This is a genomic window from Bernardetia sp., from assembly GCF_020630935.1.
In the GTDB taxonomy this organism is placed as follows: domain Bacteria; phylum Bacteroidota; class Bacteroidia; order Cytophagales; family Bernardetiaceae; genus Bernardetia.
Map to the genome: position 1 here is coordinate 57,430 of NZ_JAHDIG010000012.1, position 21,121 is coordinate 78,550.

At 32.6% G+C, this 21,121-nt stretch carries 19 protein-coding genes, 1 pseudogene and 1 riboswitch; of the genes and pseudogenes, 7 read left to right on the forward strand and 13 right to left on the reverse strand.

The genetic code is table 11. The annotated features are described in order from the left end of the window. Nucleotides 1-16: 16 nt before the first annotated feature. Nucleotides 17-1,834: a MutS-related protein gene (locus QZ659_RS05330; protein WP_291723002.1), complete on the reverse strand. Its 1,818-nt coding sequence runs from the start codon at nucleotides 1,832-1,834 to the stop codon at nucleotides 17-19. Between the two features lie 179 nt (nucleotides 1,835-2,013). On the opposite strand from QZ659_RS05330, the gene QZ659_RS05335 reads away from it, so the two are divergent. Then, nucleotides 2,014-3,573, forward strand: coding sequence for a carbon-nitrogen hydrolase family protein (locus tag QZ659_RS05335; RefSeq protein ID WP_291723005.1), 1,560 nt, complete (start codon nucleotides 2,014-2,016; stop codon nucleotides 3,571-3,573). Nucleotides 3,574-3,720: 147 nt separating this feature from the next. Here the strand turns inward: QZ659_RS05335 and QZ659_RS05340 are convergent, their stop codons facing one another. The 7 genes from QZ659_RS05340 to QZ659_RS05370 form a co-directional block, all read right to left on the reverse strand. Next, entirely contained in the window at nucleotides 3,721-4,056 is a 336-nt protein-coding gene (locus QZ659_RS05340; RefSeq protein WP_291723008.1) for a YbaB/EbfC family nucleoid-associated protein, read from the reverse strand. Between the two features lie 148 nt (nucleotides 4,057-4,204). After that, nucleotides 4,205-5,191 carry a biotin/lipoate A/B protein ligase family protein gene (locus tag QZ659_RS05345; protein ID WP_291723011.1) on the reverse strand — a complete coding sequence of 329 codons (987 nt, stop codon included), beginning with the start codon at nucleotides 5,189-5,191 and terminating at the stop codon, nucleotides 4,205-4,207. Nucleotides 5,192-5,205: 14 nt separating this feature from the next. Beyond that, nucleotides 5,206-5,421 (reverse strand): hypothetical protein, encoded by a 216-nt coding sequence (locus QZ659_RS05350; RefSeq protein ID WP_291723014.1) that lies wholly within the window; start codon nucleotides 5,419-5,421, stop codon nucleotides 5,206-5,208. A gap of 5 nt (nucleotides 5,422-5,426) precedes the next feature. After that, nucleotides 5,427-5,687: a PD-(D/E)XK nuclease family transposase gene (locus QZ659_RS05355; RefSeq protein WP_291723017.1), complete on the reverse strand. Its 261-nt coding sequence runs from the start codon at nucleotides 5,685-5,687 to the stop codon at nucleotides 5,427-5,429. 47 nt (nucleotides 5,688-5,734) lie between these two features. Further along, nucleotides 5,735-6,508, reverse strand: coding sequence for an arylamine N-acetyltransferase family protein (locus tag QZ659_RS05360; protein WP_291723020.1), 774 nt, complete (start codon nucleotides 6,506-6,508; stop codon nucleotides 5,735-5,737). A gap of 5 nt (nucleotides 6,509-6,513) precedes the next feature. Beyond that, entirely contained in the window at nucleotides 6,514-6,891 is a 378-nt protein-coding gene (locus tag QZ659_RS05365) for a hypothetical protein (RefSeq protein ID WP_291723023.1), read from the reverse strand. A 13-nt stretch (nucleotides 6,892-6,904) separates the two neighbouring features. Further along, nucleotides 6,905-8,050, reverse strand: coding sequence for a tetratricopeptide repeat protein (locus tag QZ659_RS05370; RefSeq protein ID WP_291723026.1), 1,146 nt, complete (start codon nucleotides 8,048-8,050; stop codon nucleotides 6,905-6,907). A gap of 265 nt (nucleotides 8,051-8,315) precedes the next feature. Here QZ659_RS05370 and QZ659_RS05375 point away from each other — a divergent pair, with 265 nt between their 5' ends. Then, the gene (locus QZ659_RS05375) at nucleotides 8,316-9,161 is read left to right on the forward strand and encodes a hypothetical protein (RefSeq protein ID WP_291723030.1); all 846 of its coding nucleotides are present in this window, start codon (nucleotides 8,316-8,318) and stop codon (nucleotides 9,159-9,161) included. Between the two features lie 262 nt (nucleotides 9,162-9,423). Continuing rightward, complete coding sequence (locus QZ659_RS05380; RefSeq protein WP_291723033.1) at nucleotides 9,424-10,014, forward strand: YfiR family protein; 591 nt, start codon at nucleotides 9,424-9,426, stop codon at nucleotides 10,012-10,014. A gap of 83 nt (nucleotides 10,015-10,097) precedes the next feature. Here the strand turns inward: QZ659_RS05380 and QZ659_RS05385 are convergent, their stop codons facing one another. The 3 genes from QZ659_RS05385 to QZ659_RS05395 form a co-directional block, all read right to left on the reverse strand. Continuing rightward, the gene (locus tag QZ659_RS05385) at nucleotides 10,098-11,318 is read right to left on the reverse strand and encodes an AAA family ATPase (RefSeq protein ID WP_291723036.1); all 1,221 of its coding nucleotides are present in this window, start codon (nucleotides 11,316-11,318) and stop codon (nucleotides 10,098-10,100) included. 98 nt (nucleotides 11,319-11,416) lie between these two features. Beyond that, a complete protein-coding gene (locus QZ659_RS05390) occupies nucleotides 11,417-12,439 on the reverse strand; it encodes a M20/M25/M40 family metallo-hydrolase (RefSeq protein ID WP_291723039.1) in 1,023 nt (340 codons plus the stop codon). 258 nt (nucleotides 12,440-12,697) lie between these two features. Further along, complete coding sequence (locus QZ659_RS05395; protein ID WP_291723042.1) at nucleotides 12,698-13,702, reverse strand: beta-ketoacyl-ACP synthase III; 1,005 nt, start codon at nucleotides 13,700-13,702, stop codon at nucleotides 12,698-12,700. 288 nt (nucleotides 13,703-13,990) lie between these two features. On the opposite strand from QZ659_RS05395, the gene QZ659_RS05400 reads away from it, so the two are divergent. After that, entirely contained in the window at nucleotides 13,991-14,737 is a 747-nt protein-coding gene (locus tag QZ659_RS05400; RefSeq protein WP_291723045.1) for a DUF4197 domain-containing protein, read from the forward strand. A gap of 57 nt (nucleotides 14,738-14,794) precedes the next feature. On the opposite strand, the gene QZ659_RS05405 is transcribed toward QZ659_RS05400, so the two are convergent. Next, nucleotides 14,795-15,106, reverse strand: coding sequence for a chorismate mutase (locus tag QZ659_RS05405; protein ID WP_291723049.1), 312 nt, complete (start codon nucleotides 15,104-15,106; stop codon nucleotides 14,795-14,797). A 158-nt stretch (nucleotides 15,107-15,264) separates the two neighbouring features. Next, nucleotides 15,265-15,819, reverse strand: a complete 555-nt coding sequence (locus QZ659_RS05410; RefSeq protein WP_291723052.1) for a prephenate dehydratase domain-containing protein — start codon at nucleotides 15,817-15,819, stop codon at nucleotides 15,265-15,267. A 408-nt stretch (nucleotides 15,820-16,227) separates the two neighbouring features. Further along, a riboswitch (TPP riboswitch) is annotated at nucleotides 16,228-16,351 on the forward strand. Between the two features lie 110 nt (nucleotides 16,352-16,461). Here QZ659_RS05410 and QZ659_RS05415 point away from each other — a divergent pair. The 3 genes and pseudogenes from QZ659_RS05415 to QZ659_RS05425 form a co-directional block, all read left to right on the forward strand. Beyond that, complete coding sequence (locus tag QZ659_RS05415) at nucleotides 16,462-18,885, forward strand: TonB-dependent receptor (protein WP_291723055.1); 2,424 nt, start codon at nucleotides 16,462-16,464, stop codon at nucleotides 18,883-18,885. 507 nt (nucleotides 18,886-19,392) lie between these two features. Then, on the forward strand, nucleotides 19,393-20,310 hold the full coding sequence (locus QZ659_RS05420; protein WP_291723058.1) for a hypothetical protein: 918 nt from the start codon (nucleotides 19,393-19,395) through the stop codon (nucleotides 20,308-20,310). A 162-nt stretch (nucleotides 20,311-20,472) separates the two neighbouring features. Continuing rightward, nucleotides 20,473-21,121 (forward strand): annotated as a pseudogene (locus QZ659_RS05425) (peptidase S41); the annotation flags it as partial.

A 21,121-nucleotide genomic window follows, 5' to 3' on the forward strand; every position in this document is an offset into this window, starting at 1 on the left:
CGAGGTTTTTGAAAATTTACATTTCAATTCCCATTTTTTGCATCAAAAAGACTGCATTTGTGTTCTGACAAACCCCTTTTTTGATTTTGTATGGATAGTGAAGTCCTGTATCTTGATTCTCTACTTCGAAAGCATAATTGGTGATTTGCTTTGGAAACTGCTCTTCTAATTTAGATAATTCTACGTCGTGAGAAGCAATGAAAGCTGTTGCAGGAAGTTTTAAAAGCTGTTTGATGATTGCAACTGAACCTAAATAACGGTCTTTTGAGTTTGTACCTCTTAAAATCTCATCTAACAAAATCATATTATATTCGCCTTGTTTTTCAGCTTCTGCCAAAATATCCAAGATTTGTTTTAGTCTTTTGAGTTCTGCAAAAAATGAAGATTCTCCTTTTTCTAAAGAATCAATAATACGCATACTACTACTAATTAGCATTGGAACAAAATCAAATTTAGTTGCACAAACAGGCGCACCAGCACACGCCAAGACCATATTTATCCCCAACGCTCTCAAAAATGTACTCTTACCTGCCATATTAGAACCTGTAATGAGTGCAATTTCTCTGATGGTTGCAGCTGTAAAATCATTAGAAATTCTAACACCTTCTTTCAAAAGCGGATGCGCCATTTCTATAATTTCAAAAGCATTTTCTGTATTTTTTTTCTCTGATTTATCTTCAATAGAAACTGAAATAGTAGGAAAAATATATTCTTTATGGTTAAATGAAAAAGAAGCAAAGCTAAACAAGGCTTCAAATTCGGCTAGTGTTTCTACCCAAATAGGAGTATTTGTTTTGTGTTCTTTTCTCCATTTTTCTAGCTTGATAGCAAAATGAATATCCCATAAAAACATTCCATTTAAAAACATAAAAGCCACACCATTCATACGATATTCAAAAAGTTCTAGTGTTTTGGCAAGTTCTTGGGCTGCTCTTGAGCTGCCTTTGAGTTTGTTTTGTAAGGTTTTCGTTTCTTGCTTTTCAAAAGTAGCTTGTTCTATAATTTCCCACAGAGCAGCATATTTTTGAAGAAAAGGAATGTTTTTTCCTACTGTATCATAAGTAAGTTGTAGTTTTGGAAACAAACTTCCTACAATACCCAGTTGAACAAGCGAAAGAAAAACAGGTAGAATATAAGTAACAAATCCCATAAAAGTAGCTATCCAACTTCCAACTGTCAGAACAGGCAATACAAAGCGAACAATATTTAAGACTTTGTTTTCTAAAAAAGAATCTTCCGTTTGTAGCCATTTTTTGAGTTGAGCATATTCTTTAGGAGTTTCTTCACTCAAATGTGCTGTTGTTTGGAGATGAAGACGTAACTCTGTATTTGTTTTGTTGTCTTTAACTAATTCTTTTACAATTTCTTGTCTTTTAAGAATAGTTTTTTCATCCGTTTTTTCGGAAAGCCAATTTGCCAAAAAATTTCTTCCTACGCTTGTGTTGGTACGTGAGATATACGAAAAAAGACTTGTCTGTCCGAAAATATCCAAATCTTTGATATAGGCGTGAAGAGGGTCGTAAAACTCCATTCCGTCGTCTAAGTTTTCAAAGTTATAATGTAGTCTTTCGTTTTCGGTTTCTAAAAGTTTTATTCTTGTCTTCCAGTAGTTTCTTTTTTGCTCAGATTTTTGATAGAGTTTTACTAAAAAAAGAAAACCAAAAAACAGTAAAAAAGCTGTTCCTGTTACGATTTTCCAACCTTGTGGAATTAAAAAATAAAGAATTACTAAAGCTGCAAAAAAATAAATCAGACGAATTGTAGCTATAAGACGAGACTGATTTTTAAATGTTGAAAATTTCTGATTAGCCTCTGAAAGATAAGATGAGTACATTTTTAAAATAGTGAAGAATGTGTGATTGAAATGAATATTCGCAGGTGTATAATTTCGCTTATCGCTATTATTTTTTTAAATTTAAAGATTGCAAATATACATAATACTACAAACACAGACGTTGAAAAAGCGTTAATAATTTAAGACAACAATTTTTAAATCAATTTTCAATTTTTTTTATGGCAATAGATAACTCAGAAAAAATTATTCCCCATCCGTCAGAATCAGAACACGTATTAAAGTTACGAACCGTACTTCCTTCAGATGCAGCAGACATTGAAGATATTTCGAAACTCATTTATGCAAAAGACCAAGCGTGGACAAAGAAGTCGGTTTTGAAGCTCCTTGAAATATTCCCAGAAGGACAAATTTGTATAGAAGACAAAGGAAAAGTAGTGGCGTATGCACTTAGTATGATAATAGATTATGATAAATTTGGAGATAGCCATACCTACCATGACATTGTTAAAGATAATTTTGTGAATCATAATGAAGATGGCGATATTCTCTATGGAATTGAAGTAAGTGTAAACCCAAATAGCCGTAATATGCGCTTGGGAAGGCGTTTGTATGATGCTCGTAAGGAACTTTGTGAAAACCTCAACTTGAAAGGAATTATTGCAGGTGGACGTATGCCAAACTTTAGTAAATACTCCGATGATGTAACTCCTAGACAGTACATAGAAAAAGTACGACAAAAAGAGATTTATGACCCTGTTTTGACATTTCAACTTAGCAATGGTTTTCATGTCAAGAAAGTATTGCGTAACTACCTTCCAGATGATTTTGAATCAAAAGCGTATGCAACTCTTCTAAAATGGGATAACATTTATTATGAAGAAAAGCCAACACTTGTAAACCAACCTAAAGAAGTTATTCGTATTGGTGTGGTGCAGTGGCAGATGCGTAATGTAAAATCGGTAGAATCATTTTTTGAGAACGTAGAATTTTTTGTAGATGCGCTTAGTTCGTACCGTTCTGATTTTGTGCTTTTTCCAGAGTTTTTCAATGTTCCTTTAATGGCAGAATATAATGAGGAAGATACAGCAAAAGCAATTAGAAGACTTGCAGAATATACTGAAGAAGTGAGAGACAAACTGGTAGAATACGCCGTTTCATACAACATAAATATTATTGGTGGTAGTCTTCCACTTTTGGAAGATGGAAAACTTTATAATGTTTCGTATTTGTGTCGTCGTGATGGAACGTGGGATGTACAATACAAAATCCATATTACGCCAAGCGAAGTACAAGATTATGGTATGATTGGAGGAAATAAAGTAAAAGTCTTTGAAACAGATGTCGCCAAAATAGGCATCTTGATTTGCTATGATTCGGAGTTTCCAGAGCTTTCTCGTATGCTTGCCGATGATGGAATGCAAATTTTGTTTGTTCCTTTTTCTACCGATATGCAAAACGGTTATATGCGTGTACGTGTGTGTTCACAGGCTCGTGCTGTAGAAAATGAGTGTTATGTAGCGATTGCAGGTAGTGTGGGTAACCTTCCAAAAGTTAAGAATATGGATATTCAATATGCACAATCAGCTGTATTTTCGCCTTCTGATTATTCTTTCCCAAACAATGCCATTATAGCAGAAGCAACTCCCAATACAGAAATGACAATGATTGCAGATGTAAATATGGATTTGCTCAAAGAATTGCATAGCCACGGTAGTGTCAGAAACCTCAAAGACCGTCGTAAAGATATTTACTCCTTGAAGTGGAAAAAGACAAACTAATTAATTATTAGTGATTGATGTTAAATAAAAACCCCAATTTCAAACTTTGCTTGAAATTGGGGTTTATTCTTTCTTTAAGGAGAGAAAACGCAGGTGCAAGCCCGTCAATGAATGACATCCCTGCCCTGCTCACTTCTCCTTTTTTCTTTACATTCCCATTCCACCTAAATCCATTCCTGGTATATTAGGCATCATCCCTTCTGTGCTTTTTTGCATGTGTTCTTTACTTTTCTCTTCTGCCGATTCTAATGCTTTATTTACAGCAGCAACAACCAAATCTTGTAACATCTCCTTGTCTTCTGACTTTATAATATCAGCATCAATATCAAGTCTAATTACTTGTTTTTTTCCGTTGGCAGTTGCTTTTACCATTCCACCACCTGCCTCTCCTTCGGCTGTGATATTTACAAGTTGCTCCTGTACTTCTTGAAGTTTGGCTTGCATTTCACGCACTTTACCAAACATTTTCATCATATCTTTCATCGAATAGGTATTTATTTATAATAATAGATTTTTATTAAAAGTAAATGTACAAAATTCTTATCTAAAAATTTTACACAACTATTTCACTTTGAGTTTCAAAATTAATTTCAATAATTTGTTCTTAAAACGTTGTCAATAGAAAAAAGTTTTAAAACCAATCTTTTAATTCTGCTTCTAAAAAGCCGATAGGCAACAATTCTTTTTCTAACTCTTCTTGTTGATAAACTTTATCTACTAATTTTTGCAGTTCTGTATTCAAGAAAACATCATTTGTGCTTATTTCTTTGATGATAGCTCCTCTATTGAGTTTGATTTTGATAGAATGCTCTTCATTTTTGAAATTTACTTTTCTATGAATTTCACAGGCTGGCGAACGTCCCCAAATCCACTCAAAAGATTTATATTTTTCCTTCGCTAACTCTTCTACTTGATTGACTTCTTCTTGTGTGAGTGTGTGTATGTGAACAGATTTATTAAAATACAAAAGAATGAAGTGAGCTAGTTTTTCTTCAAAATGCTCTATGTTTAATATTTCTTCTGCATTATTTTTTTCTAAGACTTCTCTTATATTGATGACTTTACTCCTCACTGATTTCAAACTTTTTGAGCTAACCTCTACATTTGTAGGAATTGTTATAGCTTTTTGAAGTTTTTCTAAATCTGCATCAAAGAGAAGTGTTCCGTGTGTGATATAACGATGCTTGTTGGTGTACTGTGCTGTGCCTGTAATTTTTCTTTTTTCTCCTGCTGCATTTTCTAACCAAATATCTGAACGCTCTCCAATAGCTGCCTGTAATCCTAGTGTTTTTAAAAATTCTACTATTGGAAGTAAAAGCGAATCATAATTAGCAACCAATTTCGTATCTAAAGGCTTGATATAACTAAAATTTAGATTGTTTAGGTCATGATAAACTGTTCCTCCACCTGATATACGACGAGAAAGCAAAATATTTTGAGATTGTAAATAATTATAATTCATTTCTTCCCAAGCATTTTGATTCTTTCCCATCACTAAGGAAGGTTCATTTCTATAAAATAGTAAATATTCACTTTCTTTATCAGTAAAATTGGATAAATATTCTTCTAAAGCGAGGTTGAAAAATGGGTAATGAGAGGGTGAGAAAATTAGTTTCAAGGTAGTTGTAGTATTTATGATTTGTTTCTTAGTTTTTCTATTTCTGATAGTGAAAGTCCTGTTAGTTTTTGAATTATATCATCAGATAACCCTTCTTTGCCATCATCAAAATATGTATCCATTGCGCTTTTCAAATCCCAATAGTCTTTCAAACTCTCTTGATACACATGTCTTTCGTTCTTATCCATTTTTGCAATTTCGAAAAGACGTTTGAAAATACCTTCGTTCATAATTATCAATTATCTGTAAGTTCTGATAAAGCTTTGTCAAATTTAGGAATTTCTAAAAAAATAAGTGTGAGTTTTTTATAAAAAACAGCCTTTCTTTCTCCCTTTCCCATGTGTTCTGTATTCAGATAAGTAAGGTTCATTACATTTTCTGTGTCTTGTAAAAGTTGATTCAGAAAATCTATCAATAAATCTTTATTTGGTTCTTCACCAAATACTTTTTTAAAACCGTAATCAGTAAAAAGATTAATGTATTTATCTGTTGTCATCTTTGACTGCTTTTTAATTTAAAAATTTATACAAGATACTATTTTCTTTATAACCTAATAGAAAACCATTCAAGTAACAATTCTTCAAATCGCTTATTATTTACATTGATATTAATATCTGATGTTATCCTGTCTTTGGTAATCTTTAACTGGTTATCTGTTAGAGTTATTCTACCTGTTTTTTTAAACATAGAAATCACTTTTTTCTTTGTAAAGTGAGATTCAGAACTTGTTTGGTGAAACAAACACATATCTTCAAACTCTTCTAAAATTCGTTCCTGTTTAGTAAAAATATATTGAGGAACAGGCTTATCACTGACAATTTCATTTACTCTAAGATAATCTGCATTTAATGTATCAAAAATAAAGTTTCCTGTTTGGTCTTTATGCAACTCATCAATTTTAATAGGCAAAGTATGTAAAGAAAATTTTCCAAAGCCAACATCTACAAGAAAATCCTCATTTTTTAGTTTTACTATAATGGCTAAATGGTCGTATTCATTACCATAACTATCTAAACTATTGGCATTACCACTTCCTTTATAAACTCTAGCAGAAATCATTTTAGCATCAAACCCTAATAGTGTCAGTAATTGAAAGAAAAGTCCGTTGAGTTCATAACAAAAACCACCTCTGTTTTTTATAACTACTTTATCAAAAATAGAATTAAGGTGTAGTTTTATGTCTCTTTTATAATGAATGTCTAGGTTCTCAAAAGGTACAGCATTTAGATGAGCTTCTTGTAGAGCATTTAGAGTTTTTAGGTCTATTGTAATCGGATGTTTATAATTTATCCGTTGCAAATATTTTTCTGTGTTCATATTACTTAAATTTTTAAAACAATTTCTTCTTGAAGGTCTCCTCTATATATTTTTTTAATGATGATTGTCGTTGTTCCTTTTTTAATACCTTTGAAAACAAACTTTTTCTTACCCGAATCGCCTCCTGTTCCTTGAAACCCTGGGTCATCATAGATAATTTTGCTGTTTTCAAATTCTAAAATATCCTTATTCTTAATTTCATACTCTGCATCCATTCCAACAGAACCATGAACACTGGTCTTGAAACTTATTGTTTTACCTTCTTTTACTTGATAATTTATCTGATTTTCAGGCTTATCTATATTGATAGAATTATCAGTCATTGTACTAATACAACTCTGTAAAATCAATAGAAAGGCGATAAATAGTGTGTATATTTTCATTTTTTTTAAAATTTTAATTACAATATTCTCCCAAAGGCTTTTGAGCTTCCTCACTTCCATAGCGAGCAGCAATTTTCCAACTCTCACAGGCGTTTTCTTTGTCTTTTGTTTTGTCTTGATTTTTTTTTGTTGGCTTTCCCCAAAAATAAAACCCTTTATAATACCATAAAAAAGGATTTTCTGAATCAATTTCTATTGCTTTGTTCAAAGTTTTTTCCATTGCTGCATAATCTTTTGCTTGTAGTTTGGCAGCAGCCTTGCCAATGTAAGGGTCTATGAGTGTTGGTTCTTTATCTATTACCTTGTCAAAATATAAGCTGGCTTTGTCATAATCTTTCAATTTGTATAAATAAAGTTCTGCAATTTTCATTATAGTTATTTGGTCATATTCCCCTACCGAACCAGCATTTTTATACTCTTGTACAGCTTTATAGTATTCGTTCATAAGTAAATACGTATCTCCTTTTTTTATGTAGTATTTCGCTCTCTGTTGCTTTTCTTCTAAATCTGCATATTTGATAGCCTTTTCAAAACATTCTATGGCATCTGCATAGTCTTGTTTATAGTCTGCTTCTATAATTCCTAGTAAGTAATTTACCTCTGCATCTTTTTCCTTTTGTCCGTCTGCTTCATCCAGTGCCTTTACAGCAGTAACAAAATCTTTTGCTTCTATGGCTTCTTTTGCTTCTGTCATATAACTAGAATAGGCAATACTTGACATAATATTCATCAAGAAATAGGCAAAAACTGTCATTACAGCGAAACCCAAAACGATATACATCTCAGTTTTTCCAAATACAAAAGTAGGTTGTTTTTTGGTATCTCGCCTTTGTTTACTTTGATAATTTTGATTGGTTTGCCCATAAGAAGATTGATTTGATTGAGAATAACCAGTAGAGGTGTACTGCTTATAATATTCCTGTCTTCTGGCGTGTTCGAACTCTAATTGATTATCATATCTTGATTTCTTGACAGGGTCAGAAAGAACTTGGTAGGCTTCATTGATGAGTTTAAAACGTTCTTCTGCTAGTTTGGCTTCTTGTGGATTAGCTGCATTTCGGTCTGGATGATATTTTAAAGCCTGTTTTTTATATGCTGATTTTATTTGTTGGAGTGTTGCTGTTTTGGCAATACCTAATAAATCATAATAATTACTCATAGCTACTTATTAATTTGTTTTAGTTTCTTGGGCGCAAACACTTTTAATACTTTGCAAGTTCATAAGGATAACGACTTTGAAAGTAATAAATTTTGAACACTTAAAATGAATTTTAACCTTAGTTTATTTTTTCAGTGTTTATTTTATTTATATCTTTATTTTTGTTTAAAGAAATTTTTTCACCTCAATATTATTTTTTATGATGTACACCAAATTCTTTTTCAACTTATTTAGTTTTGTTTTTTTAATGCTTTTTTCTTCAACTATGCTTAAAGCGCAAAACAAAGCTATGGTAATTTCAGAAACTACCCAAGCTAACAAAATGCCTTATTTTGAAGGTTCTTTCGTACAGCTCCAAGAAGAAGGAAAAACAAAAAACAAACCGTATTTTGTATATCTTCATTCTAACAAAAACAAGCTAGATTCTACTACTTTTGCTAATAAATACGTTCAAACGTATGTTTCTAAACGTTATTTAGCACAAAAACTCCAAGCTCCTTCGTTGTATGCTGATGCTGTTGTGAAAAGATACGAAGTAAAGAGTTTTCCTCAAATATTGGTCTTTACACCACAAGGAAAGTTAGTAGATAGAATTACATCTTATCAATCTCCTAAGCAAATGATTGCTCGTTTGAAGCTACACGAACAAAAAACAGGCTCTCCAGAAGACCGTGTTTCTGCCTTTGCGAAGGCTGCTGACCCTACTCTTTCCCTCAAATTACAGACCGAAGGCGAAATACAGAACGTGTATCATTTTAGTGTTCGTCCGTATGGAGTAGAAGAAAAAACAATAGGTATTCAGTTAGGTGTTTTTGAAAATTATCAAAATCTTGTAAATAATGTTTCTGAATTAGAGCTTCACTGGCACGACAATATTTTGGTAACTTTTGTAGAAATAGATGGAAAAATGCTTTACAGACTTCTTTTAGGTCCTTTTTATAGCTACGAACACGCCAATGTGTACAACAAAAACTTAGAAAAGAAAATGGGATTATTAGGAATCCTTGTCAGTTTAGAAGACTTTGACCCCATCACAGAAGAAAATAAAGACCAATATCTAATAGAAAATATAGAAGTTCCAGTAGAGAGCAACAATCCGAATAAAAGATAGTCGGAGATAAATAAGTATATATGAAAGAAGGGAAGAAATATTCTGATTCTTCTCTTTTTTTTATGGCTTGTTATTTGGATTGTTTTATATAAAAACAAAAGAATTTAGCAATCTATATATTTTATTTGTACGATAAGCGTTTATAGTTTAGATTGCGATAAGATTGAAGTATAATTGTATAATTTTAGTATTAATCTTCATTTTTTGTAGTTTTTGGGCTTATTAGTCAATAAGTCATTATAAAATATTTTACGTTTACTTGATGCTTAAACTATTACTTTCTAAGAAAACATATAGAACACCTCTGCTTTCCAAAATTTTATTTGTTTCATTTTTGGCTGTTTTTGTTGGTTTTATAGCAATACCTTCTAAAGCTCAATATTCGCCTACACAAATGAAAATTGCGCTAATGGTTCATTTTATTGAACACACTAAGTTTCCACCAGAGGCTTTTAAAAGTCCAAAGGAAATGATACAGATTGGCATTTTGGGAGATGACCCTTTTGGGGACGAACTGGAATCTTTTTTGGTGCATTACAAAATTAACGGACGTGGTTTGCGTGTTCGAAGGAAAAAAAATGCTTCGGATTTGTGGGGTTGTCAAGTGATTTATATTAGTAAGTCTGAACAAGACAAACTAAGTGATATTTTAGATTACTTTAGAAGATACCCAACTCTTACCATTGGAGATAATCTGAAAAACTTTGTGGAACAATGTGGAATTATCAACTTTGTAACAGTTGATAACAAGCCGTATCGTTTTGAACTCAACATTGAAGCGGCTCAAAAATCAAATCTTGTTTTAGATGTTGGGCTTTTTAGAATGGCACAGAGAATTGTGGCTTGTCCTTAAAATGTAGCTCACTCTTTAGAGTGAGAAAAACTCTCAGAGGGAACCGTAAACGAGGTTTAAAAAACGTTGTTTACGGTTACTGTTTATTTTCCAAAACCAATTTTTTTCTGACGAATTGAAAAATCAGAAAAATCTTCATTCAAAGGAATATTATAGATTTGAGCTAAAGTAGCAGGTTCTTTAAACTCTCTGTCGATATTATTTAGTTTTGCTATTTCATTGGCATTTTTAGCTGGAAGAGCTTCAAAACGATGAATCCCCAACAGACGACCTTCACGAAGAAGAGCCTTATCCAAATTCTTGATGTCTGTATTAAACGTACAGATAATTTTAAGATTCAAAACATCTGAAAGAAGTCCATCCGAAACGTTTAAAAGATTGGCAATCGAACTCTTATCAGTATTAAACAAATCACGAGCTTGTACAGAATCTTCCGATTCTTCAATTATCAGAACAGCATCTTGATAATCAGATAAAAATGTTATTAAATCTGGACTTGTAATTTCTCTTAGAAGCGTAATCGGATAAAAAATAAATTCTATCTCTGGCTTTGCCTTACTTATCAGATAGCGAATATAATTGGTCTTCCCACTTCCTGTAACACCGTGAAAAATAAATAAACCAGAGTTGTTTTTTTCGTTGATTTCCTTTACTAGCGTTTCGTGTTTTTCTGTAAACTTCTCCCCATAATACAAATCTAAATTTGGAATGGTAGGAGGTTTGATTTGATGTTTACGAAGTGTAAGTCCAGTTCTTGGCGTACTTCCTACAATGTTGATATATCTTTTCTCATCATCTTTTGTTTCTACAATACACTTTGCAGCAAGCTCAAACAAAAGTTCTAGTCTTTCAGTAGATGTGTCTTCTGTGGCAGTTATCATGTCAAATCTAAATATAACATCGTCTAACTTTTTTACGGCATCGTAATTTATATTTATGATAATAGACTCATCGCTTAAAAGCAAATACCAATCTATTGAATAACGACTCTCTTTTCTATTAAAAGTCGTATTACGACGATAAATAGAAACAGGTGTATAATTGTTTTCTTCTAAAAGTTTAAGAAATTGATTGAGTGAAACAAGTTGGTTATTTTCGAAATAATCACGTACTCCAAAATCTATTAGTTTTTGGTCATGACGATTGAGTATATAATAATCTTCACTAAAATAGCCGTCGCCAAATACATTATATTTTCCCAAATACGTTTTATTTCCTTGATTCATTTTATCGTCTTGATATTTTTCTAATTCGTCTTTTACTCTACGGTGATTTGAATTACTATTTCTGTTGGTATTGTGCATATATAGATGTTGAGTGGTTTAATGGTTGGTAGCACGACTAGAAAAAACAAACGATATAAAAACAATAAAAGTTTTACAGTTCGTTTATAATTATGCTTTTAAAGATTTTTCATCAGATAAGCATACACATCTGTCATTGCCTGTATATCATCTTTATGCACTTTTTCATTAGGAGAATGGACACCTGCTTCGGCTGCACCAATAAAACACCAATCCATAGGATAAGCAGAAGATTGTATTTCTTTTGCATCACTTCCTCCATCATTTTCTACTTCTAGCTGATATTTTACTCCAGATTCTTTTACTAAATCAATGATTTTATTTAGAAAGCTTCTTCTTGGGATATTTCTATCACGCATTGAAATAGCAACACCTTCTCCGTGTTTTACACCTTCTGTAATCCAAGTAATATCAGAAATGAGACATTGTTTGATTCTATAGTTTTCCCATATCCATTTTAATAAAAATGGCATAGTTCCTCCTCCAATTTCCTCATAACAAGAAAAAACAAGTATTCCATCTTCTAATGTTTCAGCTGTTTTGAGTAGATTCCAACAGCCCAAACGGTCATCTAAGTAGCAAGACTGAACATATTCATCTGTTTCTCTAAAATCTTGTTTGAAAACAAATTCAGTTCCTCTATCCACAGTTCTGTCAAACTCTAGTTGTAGTTTTACTTCACCTAATGGCTTTCTGTGCTGCCTTGCTCCTCGTTTTTTCTTCTTAGATTTTTTATTTTTTTTCTTCTTTTTATCATCCTCTTCTTTTCCATATTTTACTTTTAATGTTCCTTCAATTTCTCCTTGCGAGTCTTTTCCTACCAGCTTATAACCATCTTCATATTTTGGAGACCCAACTCTTACTAAGTGATTATCATAACGAGCCATAAAGCCAATAGAATCCAGATGTGCAAAAGCAGCTGTTCTAGGATTTCCAAAAACAAGCATGACACAATCTTGAAAATCTTCTCCTTCTATAATTTGGGGCTGTATTTTCCAATTTTCTTGATTTTCTTTGACGTAATTCAGAATAAACTCTTTCATAGGAGCTTCATTGCCTGATGGGGCAAATACTCCACACATTTTTTTAAGCAAGTCAAAATTTACATTTGAATCTGTCATATTTTTATAAGAAGGGATATTTTTTATAGTTGGATTTTTAGTCAAAATTATACAAGTTTATATTTTTGATTGTAGATTTCAGATTACTGAATTTAGAATGAGCTTACAAATATTGCTGTAAGATTAGGTTGCTTATAAATTACATTCAGCAACCATATTTTGGGGTAAACATTCTACAAGTTCAATACTATCTAAAGAAAATTTCTTTGTTCTTTCTCTTAAAGGCAAGACGTTTGAGCTACAAGACACAGATGGGTTTTAATACGCCCATTTCAAATATACTGCTCCCCACGTGAAGCCACCTCCGAAGGCTGCCAAAACAAGATTATCTCCTTTTTTAAATTTGTCTTCAAAATCTCTCAAACAAAGAGGAATAGTAGCACAAGTAGTATTGCCATACTTTGCAATATTTACCAATACTTTTTCTGAATCTAACCCAAGACGTTTTGCTGTAGCATCTATAATTCTCAAATTAGCTTGATGGGGAACTAAAAAATCAATTGTATCTCCTGTGAGTCCGTGTTTTTCAGCAAGTTCAGCAGATGTGTCAGCCATATTTTTAACAGCATGTTTGAAGACTACTGCACCGTTTTGTGTTACATAATGTTCTTTATTAGCAACTGTTTCTGGCGTAGCAGGATAACGGCTTCCTCCTGCTTTCATATAAAGTTCGGTTGCGCCAGCACCATCTGTTCTTAAGATAGAATCTATTACACCATTTCCTTCTTCATTAGCCTCTAAAAGAACTGCGCCAGCACCGTCTCCAAATAAAACGCAAGTCTGACGATCTTCGTAGTTTATGATAGAAGACATTTTATCTGCTCCTACTACTATAATTTTTTTATATTTTCCTGTTTCTATGAACTGACTTCCTGTAACTAAACCATACAAAAAGCCTGAACAAGCTGCCATTAGGTCATAACTCAAACAATTTAAGCCTGATTGATGAGCAATAACATTTCCTGTAGCTGGAAATTGCATATCTGGAGTAGCTGTCGCACAAATAAGAAAATCAATTTCCTCTGGCTTTGTATTTGTTTTTTCTAAAAGACCTTTTACAGCTTTAGTTGCCATGAAAGAAGTTCCTACTCCTTCTTCTTTCAAAATGCGTCTTTCTTCTATTCCTGTACGTGTTTTTATCCATTCATCGTTGGTATCTACCATTGTTTCAAGTTCTTGATTGGTAAGGACATAATCAGGAACATAGCCAAAAACACCTGTAATGGCAGCTTGCTTTTTGTTTGTAGAAGAAGTGGCACTCATAGAAAATCTCTAAAAAATGATAAATAATATGGTTATGTATTGTTTCTTTTTAAAAATTCACGACTTTTTAAACGTAAATCTTCAATGATTTGCTAAGGTAACAAAGACTTAATCAACTTGCAAGTAATAGCATTACTTCTGATAATTTAAGATTTAAAAAAGTAGAGTAATCCAAACCTTATCATAATTTCTATACTTTTATAATTGTACTTTTAGTTTTTTGGCTCAAAAAATGCCAACTTTAATTTTATAAATTCAATTACTACGTAATTTTTTAATCTAATTTTTATGAAAAAAATAAGCAGAACCACTCGTATTTTATTTTTATTTCTCTTGATTGGTATGGTAGGTTTTTCTACAAGCTGTACTACACAACAAATAGCTGGAGTTTTGGGAAGTATTGGAGGTGTGCCACTCACGAAAGAGGAAATTTCGAAAGCCTTAAAAGATGCTCTAGTACAGGGAGTAGTGAAAGGAACAGGGTTAGCCTCCAAAGACGGAGGTTATTTCAACAATTCACTCATCAAGATTCCTTTTCCAGAAGATGCTGAAAAAGTAGCCAACAAATTGCGTGACTTGGGATTAGGTTCAGAAGTAGATAGATTTGTCAAAACGCTGAATCGTGGAGCAGAAGAAGCAGCCAAAGAAGCTGCTCCCATTTTCAAATCTGCCATTACCTCTATGTCCATTCAAGATGCGTATGGAATCTTAAAAGGAGACAGAGATGCAGCGACTCAATATCTGATGAAAACTACAACTGACCAACTTAAAGCCAAATTTAAACCTATTGTAGCTAGAAACTTGGAAAAAGTAAATGCTACTCGTTATTACAGTGACCTAGTAAGTAAATACAATCAAATTCCATTTGTAAAAAATGTAAATCCAGATTTAGATGACTACGCCACAGACAAAGCGATTGAAGGACTTTTTAAGTTGGTAGCACAAGAAGAGGACAATATCCGAACAAATATTTCAGCTCGCTCTACCGAGCTTATGAAACGAGTTTTTGCTCAAGCTCCACAGGCACAACAATAATTTAATTACGGATTACGAATCGAATGAGAGTGCTTATTTCATTTCATTCGTAATTGTTTATTTAGACTGTGTTTGAATTGCCATCTGATGAATAACCTCAAAAATATCTAAGACCAAATCAGATGGCAATTCTAGTTCTTCTGCTATCTTTTGACGAGAATCTAATATAGCCTGCCATCGGTTGGGCTGAACAGTTTGTATTTTATTCTTTCGTTTGTGTTCCCCTATTTTTTTGACAATTTCCATTCTTTGAGCTATTATTTTGATAAGCTCTGTATCAATTTGGTCTATCTGCTGACGACATTGTTCTAAGCAAGTATCTGATACTGATTTAGCAACTGGGATTTTTTGAGTAGCATTCATATTCATAGTTGAAATAAATTTAGTTTATGTTGTTGATTTTTATAAATAACTAAAAATCAATAGGTTATACTATTATCTATTTTTAATTAGCTTCACTGTTTTTGCAGGTGTGCATTTACTTAGTTGCATTTATTTATCATTTACCATTAATAATTTATCATTCCTTATAGTGTAATGGCTAAAAATTTTGTTGTGTTGTTATGATGGTCGTGGATATTTTTTTGAATAGCTTGTAGTCCATAATGATTTATTGCTTCAATTCCTCCAATAGCAGCAGCATCCAAATGTTGATTCATTTTCTGCTGTTCTGCCACCCAACGAATTGCTCCAGCCGTATCACTAAAGTTGGTTGGAACAATCATTTTATTTTTAGAGAGGAAATTACTGCATTCTGCAAGAGCCACAGGGTGTGAATAAGCAATGCTTAAATCTGAAATCTGCGTTCCTCTTTTGGCAGCTAAATGAAGCTGAATAGGTAAATTTATTTCCCCAATAATTTTCAAATTCATTGTATCAATTCTTTCATAATTATCTGCTACATTTCCAACAAGTGAGTTTTCAACAGCAATAATTCCTGTATTTACTTTTTTTGTAGCTACAGCATCTAAGAGCTGGTCAAAATTCTGACAATGAAGCCAATTATTTTTCCCTCCAAATTGTTTTTGTGCTGCCAAATGATGAAATGAAAAGAGTTTTCCTTGAATTGCGATGGTTTTCATAGTCTTAGTTTTTAATAGGGTTATTTTTTTGCATAAAAAAAACCCTAACTTTTTCAAGTCAGGGTTTAGAAGTTTGTAGGGTTAGAGTTGTTACTTAAAATTTTGGCAATCAACTTTTAGTCTGCTTCTTCGTCCTGACTAGAGGGCTAAAAAAGTAGAAATAATAAAAGTTAAAAGAGAAAATATTAAGGCTCATCTTTTTTTGAATAGATGGTTTACAAATCTGAATATTTTTAAAAGTCAATTTCGCTTGACTTACTTCACAATGATAAACCTTATTTATTAGAAAACAAAATTTTGCATAAAAAAAGGACAAAAATAATTTGTGAGTGAATAAGGCAGGGTTTCGCTCTTGTTCTGTGAAAGCAACCCTGTTAGTTTGCCAAAATCAAAAAAACATCTACCTTTGCAGTGCGAAAGGGGTGCTAGAGGCTTCAACAAGCCAAAAGCTGAGATTATACCCTAAATACAAAATTTTGTAGATGAACCTGAACTTGCTAATACAAGCGTAGGGATTCGCTCCTTCAATATTTTACACCCTAAGAGTTTCTAAAACTCTTAGGGTGTTGGTAGATTTTCTTACTCTGCCCCTTTCCGTTTTACACTTTTCAACCAAAAACAAACTAAAACAAAACGGAAATTATGAAAAATATTTTCTCATTTCTCTTATTCTTTCTATTTACCTTATCAACTTCATTTGCTCAAAGTGATTTTAAGCCATCAGTTTCTGGAATTGTAAAGGACAAAAATGGAGAAATACTCATTGGTGCGACTGTAGTATTAAAAAGTAGTCAAGTTGATGAAACTAATACAAATCTCACTAAGGGAACAGTAACGAATACACAAGGAAAATTTAGCTTTGCCTCTATTCCATCTCAAAACTACACACTTACTATTTCATACATTGGATACGAGACTTACCAATCTAGTTTTAGAGTTTGGGCAGATACGACTTTAGCTGTTAAATTACCAGACGGAAAAACACTTTCAGAAATTGTTATTCAATCGTATAGAGAGTATCCTGTTACACTAACAGAACTTAATAAGGAAGCTATTGAAAAACGCAACTTAGGACAAGATTTACCTATTTTATTACAATATACACCTTCAGTAGTCAGTACTTCAGATGCTGGTGCTGGTGTAGGCTATACAGGAATGCGTGTACGTGGAAGTGATGCAACAAGAACTAATGTAACAATTAATGGTATTCCATTGAATGATGCCGAATCACAAGGTGTTTTTTGGGTAAATATGCCAGATTTTGCTAGTTCGGCAAGTTCAGTTCAGATTCAGCGTGGTGTTGGAACGTCTGTAAATGGTGCAGGTGCTTTTGGTGCTACTGTCAATATTTCTACTAACGAGCCTAGCGATGAAGCAGGTGCAGAGATTGGTAATTCTTTTGGTTCATTCAATACATTTCGTCATAATGTACAGTTCAATACTGGACTTCTGAAAGATAGAATTAAATTTTCTGGTCGTCTTTCAAAAATTACTTCTGATGGTTTTATTGATAAGGCATTTTCAGATTTGAAATCATTTTTTGTTTCAGGAGTCTATCAAAACGAAAAAGGAACAAACATCAAACTCAATATTTTTGGAGGAAGAGAACAGACTTTTCAAGCGTGGAATGGTGTTCCTCAAGAGATTTTAGAAGAAGGAAACCGAACTTACAACGAATTGGCAGGTTATGATAACGAAATAGATAATTACGGACAAGACCATTACCAACTTATTTTTGACCAAAAAATCAACGATAATTTTACAGCAAACATAGCTTTGCATTATACAAAAGGAAAGGGATATTTCGAACAGTTCAAGTCAGATGAAGATTTTTCTGATTATGGATTAGAAGAAATTGTAATTAATGATTCTACGATAATTAATACTACAGACCTTATTCGCCGTCGTTGGTTAGACAATGATTTTTATGGAACTGTTTTTAATATCAACTATGAAAGTGATGCTACAAAAGGCAACGAACCTGTCTTGACAGCTATCGTTGGAGGTGGGTATAATATTTATGAAGGAGCACATTTTGGCGAAATTATTTGGGCAGAATATGCTTCACAAAGTTCAATTAGAGACAGATATTATGAAAATGATGCTACCAAAACAGATTTTAATCTTTTTGGAAAGGTAAACTATCAGGTCATTGAAAACCTTTTTGCTTTTGCAGACCTTCAAATACGAACTATCAATTACGACTTTTTAGGTTTCGACAACAATTTGAGCAATGTGAAACAAAGCGCAAACTTATCATTTTTCAATCCTAAATTTGGTTTGACCTACAAGTTAGACAATCATCGTTTTTATGGGTCTTGGGCAAGAGCGAATCGTGAGCCAAATCGTGATGACTTTACAGAATCTACACCTTCTACTCGCCCAAAAGCAGAACGTTTGGATAATATAGAATTGGGTTGGAATGGTCGTTTTGACAAACTCTCTTTGTCTGCAAATTATTATCTAATGAATTATACTGACCAGCTTATTCTGACAGGACAGGTAAATGATGTAGGTTCTTATACTCGCCAAAATGTAGATAAAAGTTATCGTACAGGTGTTGAGGTTGTGGCAGACTATCAGTTTAGTAAGAAATTCTCTTGGTCAGCAAATGCTACCTTTAACCAAAATAAAATCAGTGATTTTACAGAATATTTAGATGATTATGACAATGGAGGACAACTAGAAATCAATTATGGAGAAACAGATATTGCTTTTTCGCCTTCTGTGATTGCTGCAAATACATTTTCTTTTCGTCCTGCTGATGGTTTTTCCATTAACTTACTTTCCAAATATGTAGGTGAGCAGTTTTTAGACAACACTAGCACAGACACCAGAAAACTAGATGCTTATTTTGTCAATGATTTGCAGCTTGTTTATAACTTCTCTTATAAGTTTTTCAAAAATATAGAACTCAACTTACTTGTCAATAATATTTTGAGTGAAGAATATGAAAGCAATGGCTATACGTTTGGTTATATTTATGGAGGAGAAACTATTCGTCAGAATTATTTCTATCCACAAGCTGGGCGTAATTTCTTAGTAGGATTGAAACTTAAATTTTAGTAAATTTAGAAGTTGTTTAAGACCTGAAAGTCGGCGAAGCCAATGGAAAAAAGTAGCTTGAATGAAGTGTAGAGTAAATTTTATTTATTATTTCTCGTTCAAGCATTCTGCTTGGACGCACTTTTTTGTCAGCATATGCTGACGAAACGGTAAGCACAAGATGGAATCTTGAGCTAGAAAACCATTCTTAAACAAGTTCTTAGATATCTATATATGATATGAAAACTGACCTATTTTTAATCAAGGTCAGTACCCAAGATTAAAATATATTTCCAAGTTAAGTTCACTTAAAAAAATAACCGAGTTTTGTAAAGAGACAGAACTCGGTTATTTTGACTTAATATTAGTTTTTAAAAAAAAAAAGTTGTTGTTCATAAATTTTTTAAAGAAAGAGAATCAACAAGTAAAAATTAGTCTACTACTCCAAAAAACCTAATTGAAAACGATGAAGAATAAAAAATAGACATAATTTCAGCCAATAAAAAAACAAAATAACCTTAATAAACTATGAAAAAATATTTCATCGTAACCATCCTAATTTCAATTTTTTCTTGCCAACAAAACACCCAAAAAGAAAAAAATAAAGTAGAGACAGTCACTTATGAGCAAGTGATTACAGATGATTATGAATTAGAAAAACCAAATGTTACACCTCCAAAAGCTGTTTTAGTCTTGTTTGGAGGTTATCCAGAAAAAGCTAAAGACATAAAAAGAGAATTCAAAATTTTAGAAAAAGCTAGACAAAAGCAAATCGCTGTTCTGTATTCTAATTATAGTCAAAAATTATGGTTTGAAGAAAATGAGTTGCAAGAGCTTTCCAATCAGATGCAAGAGATTTTTATAAAAAATGAGTTACCTACCAACAATGTATATTTAGGAGGCTTCTCAAGTGGTGGGGATGTAGCTCTATTACTGGGAAACTATCTAACAGAAAATAAAAAACTGACACCTAAAAGAATTTTTATTGTTGATTCTCCTATCGATTTAGCAGAACTGTATTTTAGTTCAGAAAAAAACATCAAACGCAATTTTTCAGAAACTTCTGTTCAAGAAAGTAATTGGATTATCAGTACACTTGGAGAAAGGTTTGGAAATCCGAATGAAGACCTTAGCAATTATGAAAAACATTCTGTATTCACTCTTAAAACTAAAAACATAAATAATATTGAAAATCTAAAATCTACCAAAATAAGAATGTACACAGAGCCAGATACTGTTTGGTGGAAAGAAAATAGAATGGCAGATTACGACCAAACTAATGCTTATTTGATAAAAAATCTATCTAAAGAGCTAAAGAACAGTGGTTTTTCTGATGTAGAGTATATCCCAACACAGAATAAAGGCTATAGAGCTAATGGAGATAGACACCCTCATAGCTGGTCAATAGTAGATAAAGATGACTTGATAAACTGGATACTGAAGTAAAATCACACTAAAAAAAGTTAATTCCAATCATACGAAAGTCTATTTTTGTAAGTCTGAAAGTATATTTGTTACTTACTATTTTTATACTAAGGATTATGAAAAGCAAATGAAATATGGCTTATTTCATTGTCCATTATTAATTAATCAATTATACTTTATAAAATGAATCTACTTACCAAACCGTCAAAATGGATTTTGGCAGCTTTTGCATTGCTGTTTGCTTATCCTGTTTTGGCACAAAACAACACACAAACAACTATAGAAAACGACAATCCTCTTTGGATGCGTTATTCAGCAATTTCTCCTAATGGTAATGATATTGCTTTTTGTTATAAAGGTGATATTTACAAAGTAGCTGCCAGTGGTGGGCGTGCTTCTCTTCTTACTTTGCACGAAGCCTACGACGTTATGCCTGTTTGGTCGCCAAACGGAAATATGATTGCTTTTGCTTCCGACCGTTTCGGAAACCACGATATTTTTGTAATGAATGCAGAAGGCAGCGAGCCAAAGCGTCTTACTTTTCATTCTGCTGGTGATAAACCTGTTGCCTTCTCTCCAGATGGAAAGTTTTTGTATTTCAATTCTTATCGTATGCCTTCACAAAAAGATGCAGCTTTTCCTTCTGGAATGTTTGAGCAGCTTTACAAAGTGGCAGTAGATGGAAGTTCTCGTCCAGAAATGGTCATTACAGAAGTTACTCAAAACGGAAATCTTAATAAAGCAGGAAACAAACTCGTTTATGAGGACCGTAAAGGCTATGAAGACCAGTGGAGAAAACACCATGTTTCTAGTGTAGCAAGAGACATTTGGG

Excerpts from the sequence above, each read along its gene's own strand:
- QZ659_RS05330 (WP_291723002.1), bottom strand. The coding sequence starts at position 1,834 with ATGTACTCATCTTATCTTTCAGAGGCTAATCAGAAATTTTCAACATTT.
- QZ659_RS05335 (WP_291723005.1), top strand. The coding sequence starts at position 2,014 with ATGGCAATAGATAACTCAGAAAAAATTATTCCCCATCCGTCAGAATCA.
- QZ659_RS05340 (WP_291723008.1), bottom strand. The coding sequence starts at position 4,056 with ATGAAAGATATGATGAAAATGTTTGGTAAAGTGCGTGAAATGCAAGCC.
- QZ659_RS05350 (WP_291723014.1), bottom strand. The coding sequence starts at position 5,421 with ATGAACGAAGGTATTTTCAAACGTCTTTTCGAAATTGCAAAAATGGAT.
- QZ659_RS05355 (WP_291723017.1), bottom strand. The coding sequence starts at position 5,687 with ATGACAACAGATAAATACATTAATCTTTTTACTGATTACGGTTTTAAA.
- QZ659_RS05360 (WP_291723020.1), bottom strand. The coding sequence starts at position 6,508 with ATGAACACAGAAAAATATTTGCAACGGATAAATTATAAACATCCGATT.
- QZ659_RS05365 (WP_291723023.1), bottom strand. The coding sequence starts at position 6,891 with ATGAAAATATACACACTATTTATCGCCTTTCTATTGATTTTACAGAGT.
- QZ659_RS05370 (WP_291723026.1), bottom strand. The coding sequence starts at position 8,050 with ATGAGTAATTATTATGATTTATTAGGTATTGCCAAAACAGCAACACTC.
- QZ659_RS05375 (WP_291723030.1), top strand. The coding sequence starts at position 8,316 with ATGCTTAAAGCGCAAAACAAAGCTATGGTAATTTCAGAAACTACCCAA.
- QZ659_RS05380 (WP_291723033.1), top strand. The coding sequence starts at position 9,424 with ATGCTTAAACTATTACTTTCTAAGAAAACATATAGAACACCTCTGCTT.
- QZ659_RS05385 (WP_291723036.1), bottom strand. The coding sequence starts at position 11,318 with ATGCACAATACCAACAGAAATAGTAATTCAAATCACCGTAGAGTAAAA.
- QZ659_RS05390 (WP_291723039.1), bottom strand. The coding sequence starts at position 12,439 with ATGACAGATTCAAATGTAAATTTTGACTTGCTTAAAAAAATGTGTGGA.
- QZ659_RS05395 (WP_291723042.1), bottom strand. The coding sequence starts at position 13,702 with ATGAGTGCCACTTCTTCTACAAACAAAAAGCAAGCTGCCATTACAGGT.
- QZ659_RS05400 (WP_291723045.1), top strand. The coding sequence starts at position 13,991 with ATGAAAAAAATAAGCAGAACCACTCGTATTTTATTTTTATTTCTCTTG.
- QZ659_RS05405 (WP_291723049.1), bottom strand. The coding sequence starts at position 15,106 with ATGAATATGAATGCTACTCAAAAAATCCCAGTTGCTAAATCAGTATCA.
- QZ659_RS05410 (WP_291723052.1), bottom strand. The coding sequence starts at position 15,819 with ATGAAAACCATCGCAATTCAAGGAAAACTCTTTTCATTTCATCATTTG.
- QZ659_RS05415 (WP_291723055.1), top strand. The coding sequence starts at position 16,462 with ATGAAAAATATTTTCTCATTTCTCTTATTCTTTCTATTTACCTTATCA.
- QZ659_RS05420 (WP_291723058.1), top strand. The coding sequence starts at position 19,393 with ATGAAAAAATATTTCATCGTAACCATCCTAATTTCAATTTTTTCTTGC.